Source organism: Methanoculleus sp. UBA291 (assembly GCF_002499755.1).
Lineage (GTDB): Archaea > Halobacteriota > Methanomicrobia > Methanomicrobiales > Methanoculleaceae > Methanoculleus > Methanoculleus palmolei.
The window spans coordinates 176,499-188,150 of record NZ_DANC01000041.1 but is presented as its reverse complement, the minus strand read 5'-3'; the positions used below and the strand labels follow the sequence as shown (position 1 = coordinate 188,150).

Annotated in this window: 11 protein-coding genes; 4 read left to right on the top strand and 7 right to left on the bottom strand. The window is 54.1% G+C overall.

What is annotated here, in order from left to right; genetic code table 11:
- Nucleotides 1-24: 24 nt before the first annotated feature.
- On the top strand, nt 25-3,360 hold the full coding sequence (locus BP737_RS10255; protein ID WP_342686164.1) for an Ig-like domain-containing protein: 3,336 nt from the start codon (nt 25-27) through the stop codon (nt 3,358-3,360).
- A 528-nt stretch (nt 3,361-3,888) separates the two neighbouring features.
- Here BP737_RS10255 and BP737_RS10250 read toward each other — a convergent pair.
- The 7 genes from BP737_RS10250 to BP737_RS10220 all read right to left on the bottom strand — a co-directional run bounded on the left by BP737_RS10250 (nt 3,889) and on the right by BP737_RS10220 (nt 10,611).
- The gene (locus BP737_RS10250; RefSeq protein WP_292407079.1) at nt 3,889-5,646 is read right to left on the bottom strand and encodes a glycosyltransferase family 39 protein; all 1,758 of its coding nucleotides are present in this window, start codon (nt 5,644-5,646) and stop codon (nt 3,889-3,891) included.
- 460 nt (nt 5,647-6,106) lie between these two features.
- The gene (locus BP737_RS10245; RefSeq protein WP_292407082.1) at nt 6,107-6,775 is read right to left on the bottom strand and encodes a class I SAM-dependent methyltransferase; all 669 of its coding nucleotides are present in this window, start codon (nt 6,773-6,775) and stop codon (nt 6,107-6,109) included.
- Nucleotides 6,776-6,882: 107 nt separating this feature from the next.
- The gene (locus BP737_RS10240; RefSeq protein ID WP_292407086.1) at nt 6,883-7,491 is read right to left on the bottom strand and encodes a class I SAM-dependent methyltransferase; all 609 of its coding nucleotides are present in this window, start codon (nt 7,489-7,491) and stop codon (nt 6,883-6,885) included.
- Between the two features lie 89 nt (nt 7,492-7,580).
- Entirely contained in the window at nt 7,581-8,480 is a 900-nt protein-coding gene (locus BP737_RS10235) for a lysylphosphatidylglycerol synthase transmembrane domain-containing protein (protein ID WP_292407090.1), read from the bottom strand.
- Nucleotides 8,477-9,406 carry a glycosyltransferase family 2 protein gene (locus BP737_RS10230; RefSeq protein WP_292407093.1) on the bottom strand — a complete coding sequence of 310 codons (930 nt, stop codon included), beginning with the start codon at nt 9,404-9,406 and terminating at the stop codon, nt 8,477-8,479. Before BP737_RS10230 ends, BP737_RS10235 begins: the two co-directional genes overlap by 4 nt.
- Nucleotides 9,407-9,418: 12 nt before the next feature.
- Nucleotides 9,419-10,231, bottom strand: coding sequence for a sugar phosphate nucleotidyltransferase (locus BP737_RS10225; RefSeq protein ID WP_292407095.1), 813 nt, complete (start codon nt 10,229-10,231; stop codon nt 9,419-9,421).
- 77 nt (nt 10,232-10,308) lie between these two features.
- Complete coding sequence (locus BP737_RS10220) at nt 10,309-10,611, bottom strand: hypothetical protein (protein ID WP_292407097.1); 303 nt, start codon at nt 10,609-10,611, stop codon at nt 10,309-10,311.
- Between the two features lie 126 nt (nt 10,612-10,737).
- Here BP737_RS10220 and BP737_RS10215 point away from each other — a divergent pair, with 126 nt between their 5' ends.
- The 3 genes from BP737_RS10215 to BP737_RS10205 form a co-directional block, all read left to right on the top strand.
- A complete protein-coding gene (locus tag BP737_RS10215) occupies nt 10,738-10,908 on the top strand; it encodes a hypothetical protein (protein WP_342686163.1) in 171 nt (56 codons plus the stop codon).
- 145 nt (nt 10,909-11,053) lie between these two features.
- Complete coding sequence (locus BP737_RS10210; RefSeq protein WP_292407101.1) at nt 11,054-11,347, top strand: nucleotidyltransferase family protein; 294 nt, start codon at nt 11,054-11,056, stop codon at nt 11,345-11,347.
- A partial coding sequence (locus tag BP737_RS10205; RefSeq protein WP_292407104.1) for a DUF86 domain-containing protein occupies nt 11,344-11,652 on the top strand: 309 nt, incomplete at its 3' end. The genes BP737_RS10210 and BP737_RS10205, both read left to right, overlap by 4 nt.

The following is an 11,652-nucleotide window of genomic DNA, read 5'->3' as shown; positions in this document are numbered from 1 at the left end:
CTTACTGCGAAGGGTGACACACCGGTGTTCGTGCCGGTTACAGGCGCGCCCGTAGTGCCCAGCGTTACGGCAGTTGACGAGATCGCCGACATATCTGTTGCCTTTAACACGACGTTCGACAAGATCGGTCTCCCCGCCCGGGTTAACGTTACTCTGAGCAACAGTGAGGTCGAGGAGGTCGGAATCGACTGGACCGCGGCCGAAGGCGTCTACAGCGCAACAGAGGTGGGCACCCAGACACTTGAAGGCAACCTCACCATCCCGATCGGCATCACCAACCCCGGTAATCTGACGGCCAGGGTGAACGTCACCGTAGGAGAAGCGCCGTTTATCGTCGCCAATGTTACGGCGGTCAATGCTACGCACATCAACGTGACGTTCGCGGAAGGCACCGGGATCAAAGAAGCCGACCTCGAAGAGAAGGTCATCAATCTCAGCGCGGCTGCGGCCACCCTGAATGCGACCTATGTCGCGGGAAGTCTCGATGGACTGACGACGGCGTTTGCCCTTGACGAAGGTCTTACTCTTGAGGATGCACGGACCTACGACTTATCTGCCGACTGGGCGGCCTTTGCTGAAGTTTCCTTCATGGCAAGGATTGCCGACCCGACCCTCACAAAAATCGTGAAGGTGACCACGGGGGTCCCAGCGGTCCCGGCGGGGCAGCGAACCGTCATTGAGTTCAAGGCGCTTGACCAGTATGGCGACCCGATTGCAGTCAATGCAACCACCATGGCGAAGACAACTGCAACGGTCGCGGTCGGGACCGTGGAACTCCGTCCGCTGATGGATAGCGAATACACGTATACTGTCGGTTACAACAACGTTACCCTCAGGCCAGATCTGCCCCTCAACGAGGGTTATAATCTGAACGTCACGATCAAGAAGGACGGAACAGTCCTTGACACCGACCTTGAGTATACCGTCGGGGCGAAAGAGACGCGGGTTGCTGCCGCACTCGAACTGACCGCCGATAAGACTTCGATGCCGGCACAGAATACTGCAAACTTCACCGTCCGGGTGACGGACCAGTTCAACACCACGATGAAGGTCGGCGCTGATGATATCAGGTGGATGGTCGATAGAAACAAGGCTTCCATCAGCGGTTACCCCATAAATGGTAGCGACACCCTCAATCTTACGCCTGACGGGGCCGGCACCTACGAGGTAACGGCAGCGTACGGCGATAATCTGAACCTGCAGCAGACTCTGACCCTGATTGTCGGCGCTGCTGAGTTGACCAGCATCAATGTTACATTTAATGGTTCAACGAACGTTACAGGCACCAATTTGGAACCGTTCGTCTCCGATAGGGTTACCGCGAACAAGGGCGCAGCATTTAACGAGGGCGATCTGAAGTTCAATGTGACCGCCTGGCCTGAAGGTGCTACATCGGACGACATCTGGCTCAAAGCCGGACCTGAAGGTGCTACACTTGACGACGGCATCTATGTCACCGTCAAGACGTATGTCGCAGGCAATTACACATTTATTGCCTATGTCGGCGAAAACTATGCGAATGCCGTCTCAGCGCTTGCAGTGACCGTGAACACCACTCTTAACACCACCGTCACCTCGATTGAACTTGAAGAGATCGGGGAGAACGAGGTAACTGTCGGATCTACGATCACGAAGAACCTTACCTTCCGGAATATGCATGGGGAAGAGCTCCTGGTCCCGGAGGGCAAGGTAGAGGTATCTACGTCCAACGCGCGGATTAACGTTGGAAACGTCACCGATGGTGTCAACAATGTTATCGCACTCAATATCGCGGGTGTTGCCGAAGGTAAGGCCGAAATCCGCATTGTTGAGAGCGAGGGTGCCAATCTCCCGGTGTCGTTCACGGTGAAGCCTGCGGGAACGATTACCTACGCCACCCTGGGAGACCTAGTCAGCGAACACAATGAGTGGGCTAAAGAAGATGCCGTGGCTTACATGCCGGTAGAGTTCATCGACCAGTACGGCAACACGATGTCCCTGGAAGCCACTACGGGAACGGACATGGTTAAAGTCTACAACACCACAGGCGATGTGACAGGCAACTTCGCGGTCGATTGGGCAAAAGCCGATGCGACTAAGGAAGGGTATGGGCAGTACACCAGTGCTTCAGGCACCGACGTTATAGCGGCGATCCAGCTGAACAGCACCGTTGCGGACCCGGGAGACTACACGCTCAAGATCGTCAAGGGCGGTGAGACATTAGCCGAAAAGGCGTTTGTTCTCAACCCGGCGAGAGAACTGACGAGCATCACGCTCTCCCCGGCCAGCGCCAGCGTTACCAGGGGAGCACAGACTTCTGACATCACCGTATGCGGATACGACCAGTACGATGCGCTTGTCAACATTTCCGGTATGACTGTGAGTGTGAACTCCGACCCGTCCACCGTCAATGTCACTATGGGTGATATAGCCGCCGACGGCTCAAACCTGACCTTCACATTACAGGCTAATGCCTCGTGCACGGCCACGATCTCCGTCGACTCCGGTACTGCGACTGCGAATACCGACTTTGCGTTGACTGTTGGCAATGTAATCGACCGTATCAAGATCCAGGGCCAGGCAGCAAATGTAACACCGAGCGGTAACGAGTCTTACAGAGCAGACCTGACAGGCGACAAGCCGGCATGGGTTATCCTCGGCGCGAGCGACAATACGATCGCGCTTGATGTAATAGCATATGGTGCCGATGGTAACGAGGTTGGGTATGACTGGAGCGATTTGATATGGGAAATCACTGGTAATCAGTCTGAGTGCATTGTTACGGTTGAGAAAAACGGTAACCCTGGTATCGTCACCATTGACGCTTCGAGTTCCGCAGGGAATCTCGGTCCCTTTACCGTCGAGGTAACCGCACCGACTGGTGGTGACGCGGTTGTGAGCGACACGCTTAGCATCAGCATAAGCGCGGAAGATCCGACTGCCACCTCCGATTATTACGTTGCTGAAGATTGGGCAGGTAAGACCCGGCTCGACAGCATCTCTCTTGACATTACGGAGAATGAGTCTGTCTACATCTGGGCGACAGACCAGTACGGCCGGCTCACGTTTGTACCTGCAAACGATGGTTCCCTGACTTATAAGGATAGCAGCAAGATCCTTGTCTTCGATTCGACGGGAGACGCACTCAATTTCTCCGCCACAGAAGTCACAGGAACCGAATTGCGTCTATTCGAGGGCTCGGATAAGGTGTGTGGGGTACCGGTGACGGTTACGGGGTCCACGGTGTTGTCCACTGTACTGGTTGGGTTGACCGGCGCTGAGGGCGACTACGATCCGGAAGTTGAGGCGAACGTCACCGTGACGGAACCCACGGCAGAACCGACAGTGGAACCGACAGTGGAACCGACGGAGGAACCGTGAACACCTCAGGGGTGTAGAGGAGAGAAGTAATCACCCCCTTCCCACGGGAAGGAAGAACCCCAAATCCCCCGGGGAGCATCTCTCCCGGGGATCTTCTTTTTAACGACGACACCCCTGGATTCGTTGTCCTATTCCTGTTCGCGGGCGAGAATATGCGGTTTCGTCCTTCGCGATGAAACCCGGTAGCGGCGGCATCGTCCCTCCCGGGAAAGTCTCATGTGCCTAAATCTTCCTCGTTGCCGGTGAACGTTATAGGGGAGACAGGGTCCTGGTCGGTCCATCCCCTGGAACGGGTTTCCACCGGATTGCGCCCTGCCTTGAGTTCGGTTTACGGGGCGAACCAGGATGTGAAACGGATTGTCGATGGTTCGCCGGGGAACCCCCGGGCCTTACAGGAGTTTTTTTGCGGCGACTCTGTTGTTGCGATGGCGAACGGCATCCGAACGTAAGCGATGACAGCGAGGCCTCTGTCTTCACGAAAAAGTCCGGCCCGGCAGGAAAATTGCCCGACGGTTTCTGCTCTCTCCTTCAGGTTCCGGTCACTCGGCCGGTGGCGTAGAGAGTATACCCGTCGCGGGACCGGCTCGCAACAGGGTAGTCCAGGGAACTGTTTGAGACAAGGTAATCGGATTCCGCTAAAAAGCTCTCCTCGATCGGCAGTACGGTTAACTCTCCCGGAGACCAGAAGGTCGTGGAGAACCACCCGACGGGGTACCACCCCCGGTCGAACGCCACGGGGTCCACCATCACGGTACTCCCCGGGGACGCGTGCTCCTGCAGGTAGCGTCCGATCTGGTTCACGTTCTCTATGTGGTCGGAGAATGCTACCTCTGCGCTGTACGTGGGAACGGTCAACAGGACCGATCCGATGATGAACAGCCCGATAACGGTGAGGAAACCGTGAGGGTGGTTCAGCAGTGCGGATGGTACGACGACGCAGACAACCGCAAGGAGGAGCATGATGCCGGCAAAAGGCACATACTCCTGAAGATAGGGAAGGTAGTTGATCCCGAACATATTCGGGAACTTGTAGTAGGTGTGCGGCAGCGAAACCGCCATGATCGATACCAGCACGAGACCGGGAACCAGAAAGAGCTTCCCTGCCTTCCGGTTCTCGTGCGACAATGAAGAGCCGCTTGCACGCAGATATCCGGTGGCAAGTATCCCGAACAAAAATAGGACCGGAACGACCGGGTCCAGGTAGCGCCCGAAGATGGCGTAATACTGGTCGCCTGTGGTATAGATCATCTGCATATGCGTAACCGTGATCACCAGCAGCCCGGCACTGAAGGTCAGGCAATACACGATGACCGCCCGCAAGGCCGGAGCCTTCTCCGGACAGAACTGCCGGAGATGGACACCGGGGCCCGGGATGCTACGTTTAAGGGCTCCAGCGATGAAGGCCAGCGCGATCACAAACACGAAGATATACCCGGACAATGCCAGGTACTCGATCTCGTGCAGCACGAGGGTGGAGATGGTCACGAACAGTTCGATATCCGAGATGGCTTCGACAAGTGTGCTGACATAAGCTCCCGTGCTATAAAGGGATGGCCCGGTTGCGACAGCCCTCTTATAGATGCCCCAGAGGAGGAACGGCACCACAAAAGAACCGAGCAGCACCGTCTTATCCTTCACCGCCTTGAGTCTCTCTCCACGCTCCATACCGATGATGAAGAACGCCAGTGCCGCGAACAAGGCAATGCAGAAGACCAGGCCGGTCTCCCTGGTAAAATATAGATAGAAAATAGATATTCCTGCAAGAAAACCCCACCCTATCGAATTATGTTCGAAGGCTTCATGCAGGAACCAGATAGAGAAGAGTGTCAACGGGATGAAGAGGTTCTCACTCATAAGTACGAAGGTGTAAAGCGTTACTGCAGGGAGTACCGCTATGAGCAGCGATCCAAGCAGGGCCTGTTGTTGCGTGATGTATTTTTTGAGGATGTAATATGATGGGAAGATTACCGAAGAGGTGAGGACGCTGTTCACGATCAGCATGATATGGTATATTACGGTTTTATCACCGGAGAAGAGGTAGGCGGTCGATAGAAGTATCGAATATCCCGGCGGATACGTCTGACAGTACAGGAGATCGCTGAACAGTTCGCCATGCACGATATTCTGAGCAATATTGTCATACACGGCCTCATCAGCAAAAATCCATGGCGTTTGCATGGGCATTGTGAGGATCGATTTGATCACTACAAGGGCGAAGAAGGTCCCGATCAGGTAGTAGATCTCGTTGTTGGTTCTTAAATTCAGGTATTCCGGCTGGAATCTCACGGTGATATCTCCTGTTCACTCCCAATTGTTTGAGCGCTACCTTCCTGCTTGATCATTCTTTTTCAGTCATAAAATACCTTTAGCTTCCCTCTCGTCACCCCGCGGCCGTCTATTTTCTTCCTTTCGTTAACCTCTGCTCCTCTGGCAGAAGCACGTTCACGGCGACGACCATTATGACTGCGAGTCTGGAACATCAGTAAAATCTCCGTAATGAAAACGATCCTCTGGCTAAATAAAAAACGCTCTATCCTTTCATCCCGGCAAGTTAAAATCAAAGTGATGGATGATGAGTAGTGAGAATCTATTCGTCTTTCACGCTACACTCGCTCGCACGTCACCGGGACCAGACGGTCGGCGAAATGAGCGCCCTCGCGTCTTCCGGAACAATTCGGTAGCGCTCCTCCCCTCTTTTACCAGAATCAGAAGCCCGCCGTGAGTCGAGCGGGGCTCGAGACTTTTCTTAGAATTTGATGTTTTCAGTAATATTCTCATACACTACAATTTGATTTAAGCCAATCTCAAACTGACCATAATATTTCAATGTCAAACCCGTCTTCTGAGAGATATTGACAAAATCCTGCTTCTTCAACAGGCTTTGGTGCTGCTCAACCCCTTCCTTACTGAAGAGTCCGAACTTTGAACCCAATTTAAGGATCTCATTGGCTAGCGGTGTGGGTGTCGTGATGATAATCCTCCCCCCCTCCGTTAGATTCTTCTTCAGTTTTTGCAACGTATGGGCAGGCTCATCTAGATGTTCGATCACGGCCGCCATAATTATGGAATCATATCTATGATCTTGGAATTTAAAATCACCAAGAGCATGGAATTGTACCTTCTCCTTGTCCGAGTACAGTTTCCTAGCATACTTTATGGTTGAATTATCTATATCTATTCCAATGTATGTTTTTCCCGGGAACGCCGCTGCAAGTTTTCCGTAACCACATCCATAATCAAGGATGATGTTGCCTGCTACATGTTTCATGATCTCGTTCATTCTCCGTTTTTCAAGAAGCGGAGAGAGCAGGCCGGTAATTTGACCTTTACATTTTTTCATACCATAACTCCTCAGGACCGTGGATGTAGAATATCCATCCTTCCGGATTTTACCATATGCATCATACTCCCGCATTGCCGCTTAGATGTCCATTCTTTTCTTCTGTTTGGGAGACCATCTCTGTATCGGCACTCGGTTATGATTTCATTCATAATAATGTTCAAATTCGAACCTCCGGTCGATCACTCCACCTCGCATAACGCCATCACCCAGAGAGTCGACGGTTTAATCTCGACTATATCTAGGTCAGCACTAATTAGGAGCTTTTCGAAGTCCTGTAATGACCAATGGTTGATATGTCCTGGAGTGTTGCCGAAATTCTCCAGGTATTTAAGTCGCAGGATATTCCCAAACCTGAAATATGGCTCATTTGGTACGCTAAAGAATAGATATTTTCTCGCAACATTCTTCATTTCCTCAATGGCCCTGTTGTAATCGGTCAGATGCTCTAAGACTTCGTTCGCCAGAACGAGATCATAAGTCCCACCCAGCGACTGTAAGTCGTAAACCGAGCATTCTGAGAACCGTAATGAAGGATGACTTTGTTGAGCGATTTTAATAACTCTCTCTGAGATATCGGTGCCTTCTATGGCGATACCGAGGTTCTGGATATGCTGAGTAACATACCCCTCTCCACATCCGATCTCGAGTGCGAGGTTAATTCTATCTTTTATTGGGACGATGAGCCCATCCAAATCTTGGAAATACTTCCGCATTAACATCTGCACGGCTGGATTATTACTTTCATACTTATTGTAGTAATTTCCCCCACCATCAAACTCCTTGGGCATTCTGATCACCTTATTCCTCTGTAATTGTTCTCACGTTCGGATCTGTAACTCAATAATGTGCCTGCATTTTATCTAAATGTCCATACATATCATGCATCTGAACTGCCTGATCTCATGAATAAAACGTACCCCATCAGTCCGGGGATCAGAGTGATTATTCCGAATAAGATGAGTGAGAACGAGAATCCGTATATCCCCTCGATACCTAGGAGGACAAAACAGAATGTCCCAACCGACTCTCTTAGACCTAAACCGGAGATGGTAATTGGTATATTTCCAATAAGGACGATGATCGGGATAGTTATCACTGCGATTACATCCACATCAAGTGCGAGTAATACGAAATATCCAATAATATAATTTATTGCATAGTAACTGACCGTTGTTAACAACACCCCTCCCACCAGAGGCTTATGTTTAAACAGAGAGAGGATGCTTGCAATATAGGTCTCCACCTCTTCCTCCGTAACCCCAAAACGTTTGACAACATAACCAATAGATTTGCGGTTTGTCAAAATGCCCGCTCCAATAATGAGCATACACAGAAACGCTAAGAGCAGGCTTATCATAACCCCCTGACTCGGAAAAAATATGAAGACTGTTGTCAGGCCAAGGGCCGAAAGGACAAAGAGGTCAACAATTTTTTCTGCAATAACAGTTGGAATCGTCACCGCTTTACTCGCATGCAAGTGATACACTCTGCCGAGTTCGCCCAGTTTCCCTGGTGTAATTAATCCATAAAATTGGCCGATCATTAGAGTTTTTAATAATTTTGGAAAATGGGTATCAACTCCTAGGTGTCGCAGATAGAGTTTCCATCGGTATGTTCTCAAGATATAGAGTATCGGCACAAAAGATATAGCTATTATGACGTACCCAGGGTCAATTTCCGAAAATACTTCAATGATCTCCTCTGGATTTATTTTGTAAAATATTGCTATAAATAGCCCTATTGTTAATATAAGTTTAATAAGCGTATTTTTCTTCATCGCTTCAGTCTGTACAGGATCTCCTCGGTGAGCATCCTCTGCGTCTTCATCATATCGGCGAGCAGACCGAAGACGATCGCCTGCAGCCCGACGATGACGAGCACGGTGGTGAGGACCGCTGAGGGGAGATACGGCGTTACCATCCCGGTCTCAAAATAATGTGTCAGGACTCTGAAACCTACGGCCAGACCGGCCAATATCAGGATGATCCCGATCCAGGTGAAGACCTGGATCGGGTGGTAGTCCCGGAAACTTCGTGCTATTGTCTTCCCGGCCGAGGTGGCGTACCCGAACAGGCTCGAGATCAACCGTGAATTCCCGTCCCGCTTCCGGAACTCCACCGGCACCTGGACGAGGGTCAGGTTCTTGTTCGCCGCCTGGATGAGGGTCTCCTGCACGTAGGTGTAGTCGCCGGTGAGGTTCATCCTGCAGGCGGCATCGCGGGTGAAGGCACGAAAACCCGTCTGAGCGTCGCGGACCGGCCAGCCGGTCACCCACCGGGTCACCCAGGTAGCGAGTTTGTTGCCCCAGACCTTCCCGCGGGGCATGTGGTCGAGGGTATCGACCTGGCGGTCGCCGATGACGATATCCGCCTTTCCGTCAAAGATGGGCTGAAGAAGTTTCGGTATCTCCGTTCCGTTGTACTGGAAGTCGGCATCGGTGTTGACGATGATGTCGGCCCCGAGTTCTATGGCGGCATTCAGGCCGTCCCGGAAGGCCTTCGCGAGCCCGAGATTCCTCTTGTGGAAGATGATGTGGTCGGCGCCGGCGTTCCGTGCGACTTCCACCGTGTTGTCGGTCGAGCCGTCGTCGATGACGAGCACCTCAACCCGGTCAATTTCATCTATTGTGCGGGGGATCTCCCGGATAACGTCGCCAATGGAGCGTTCTTCATTATATGCGGGGATCGTTACGATAAGTTTCATGTTGCACGCTCTTTAGAGGTTGTCTCCGATCGTCTCGTCTCGCCGATTGCTTTCCACTTTCCGGCCGGGGATTGAGGGTATATCGCCCGTGTGCCCGTTCTCCCTCAAGTACCACTCGTTCGCCCTCATCAGGTCCCGGGGCGTCCCGACGTCGATGTGGATGCCGTCGATGACCCGGTAACGCACATCCCGGCCCTCGGCGATCTCGAGCCGGATCGCGTCGGTGAGCTGATATTCGCCCTTGTGGCCGGGTTTGGTCCGGGCGATGGCGTCGAAGACGCCCGTCTCGAAGACGTAGGCGCCGAGGGCGCCGAGGCTGCTCGGGGCGGCCGTCGGCTGGGGCTTTTCGACCATCTCGACGACCCGGTCGCCGTCGGGGAGGATGATTCCGTGGCGGGTGACGTCCTCCACCCGGGCGACGCCGACGGTGGTCTCGGGGCGGTGGGCGACGTGGTAGTCGATGAGGTCGGCAAGAAACGTCTTCGGGGAGAAGAAGTTGTCGCCGAGGACGACGGCAAAGGTGCCGTCGATGACGTGCTCCCCGGCGGCGACGGCGTTCGCGAGGCCCAGCCGCTCGTCCTGGACCACGTAGGTGAAGTCGACGCCGAAGCGCTTGCCCGAACCCAGGTAGTCGGAGAGGCCGTGCTTGTGCGGGGCGACGACGATGACGATATCGGTGATGCCGGCGAGGTGCATCGCCTCGACGACGTGCTCGATCACCGCCTTCTCGCCAACGGGGAGAAGCTCTTTGGGGATCGCGTTCGTGAACGGCCCAAGGCGCGATCCTGCGCCCGCAGCGGGGATCAGCCCCTGCCTCACCGGCATGGATCGCCCCCGAAGAGAGAGGGGATCGGACCGCAGGACGGGGACGTGATCATGGTTACTCACTATGAATCTTGACATCAGGCAATATTAACGGTTCTCTTTTGGCCGTCCGGGTATCGAGCGATTCGGGTGATATTCAGCGGAAAAAGGGGCGGGTGGACTGCGCGCGCCCGTTGCTCCGGGAGGAGGCGGCCCCGGAGCGACAGCCGGATCTGGTCCTGATACTGCTTCAGCCAAGCACGCGAAGGCGCCGCCCTCGCTGGCCGGATCAGGACGGTCTTTCCAGTGAAGGTGACGTAGTCGTCGCCCGAAGGGTCGCGGCACCGAGGCTGACAGTAGTAGGTCTCAGCGGGGCCGTTCCGGATGGCTCCGTCGCCCATCGCGAATCGCACCTTCGGTGCTCACGCTCCGGTTCTGATGAACCGTCGCGAGTCGAAGCCCTTTTCCCGCTCCCACGGAACTTCGTTCCTACCGGGAGCAACGCGGCCGCGAGGGCCGTGTTGTTCATGAGCGCAACGGCGTTCGCCTCGAACGCGGCGATCGGCGGGGACTGGAGCGAGACGATCCCGACCCTTTTCCCGTTCCCGTCGACTAAGTTCACCTTCGCGGTGGAGTACTCGCGGTTGCGGATGACCGGAGCGCCGGCTCCCGGGAATATGACCGACGATTATAGGTAGTCCTGGGGGGATCGGCCTGACTTTCTCGGGAGGCATCGGTCGGCCGTTTTCGTAGCGAAGGCTGCTTTATCGGCGTTTTTTTGCGGCATGATCGTCAGGGGGCAAATTTATATCTCTGGCTTCCGATAGAACTTGGTGAACAGCCATGCCCGTCACACAGGATCTAATCCGGAAGAAGCGGTCCAGGATCCTCGCAATAGCCGGGCGACACGGTGCCAGGAACCTGCGGGTCTTCGGCTCGGTCGCCCGCGGCGAGACGGGTCCGGAGAGTGACCTCGACCTCCTCGTGGAGATGGAGCCGGGCAGGAGCCTCCTCGACCACATCGCACTTATCCAGGACCTGGAGGATGCCCTTGGGTGCCGGGTGGATGTGGTGACGGAGACAGCGCTCAAGGAGCGATACAAAAAGAGGGTCCTCGAAGAGGCAGTGCCGTTATGAGGGACGGAAACGAGCGGCTCCTCGATATCCTGGAAGCAATCGATGAGATTGAGCGGTATGCGATCAGGGGCAGGGACGCTTTTTTGCAGGATGAACTGGTGCAGGTCTGGATGCTCCACCACCTCCAGGTCATCGGGGAAGCAGCCGCACGCCTTCCCCCGGACCTGCGAAGTGCTTCTCCCGGCGTTCCCTGGAAACAGGTAATCGGCCTTCGGAACGTTCTGGTCCACGCATACTTCCGCGTGGATTCCGATGAAATCTGGGCAGTCGTGGATCGCGATATCCCCGCGCTCAAGGGGGAGATC

Bases quoted from the DNA above. Each gene is read 5' to 3' on its own strand.
- BP737_RS10245 (WP_292407082.1), bottom strand. From the start codon at position 6,775: ATGCGGGAGTATGATGCATATGGTAAAATCCGGAAGGATGGATATTCT.
- BP737_RS10240 (WP_292407086.1), bottom strand. From the start codon at position 7,491: ATGCCCAAGGAGTTTGATGGTGGGGGAAATTACTACAATAAGTATGAA.
- BP737_RS10235 (WP_292407090.1), bottom strand. From the start codon at position 8,480: ATGAAGAAAAATACGCTTATTAAACTTATATTAACAATAGGGCTATTT.
- BP737_RS10230 (WP_292407093.1), bottom strand. From the start codon at position 9,406: ATGAAACTTATCGTAACGATCCCCGCATATAATGAAGAACGCTCCATT.
- BP737_RS10225 (WP_292407095.1), bottom strand. From the start codon at position 10,231: ATGCCGGTGAGGCAGGGGCTGATCCCCGCTGCGGGCGCAGGATCGCGC.
- BP737_RS10220 (WP_292407097.1), bottom strand. From the start codon at position 10,611: ATGGGCGACGGAGCCATCCGGAACGGCCCCGCTGAGACCTACTACTGT.
- BP737_RS10215 (WP_342686163.1), top strand. From the start codon at position 10,738: ATGAGCGCAACGGCGTTCGCCTCGAACGCGGCGATCGGCGGGGACTGG.
- BP737_RS10210 (WP_292407101.1), top strand. From the start codon at position 11,054: ATGCCCGTCACACAGGATCTAATCCGGAAGAAGCGGTCCAGGATCCTC.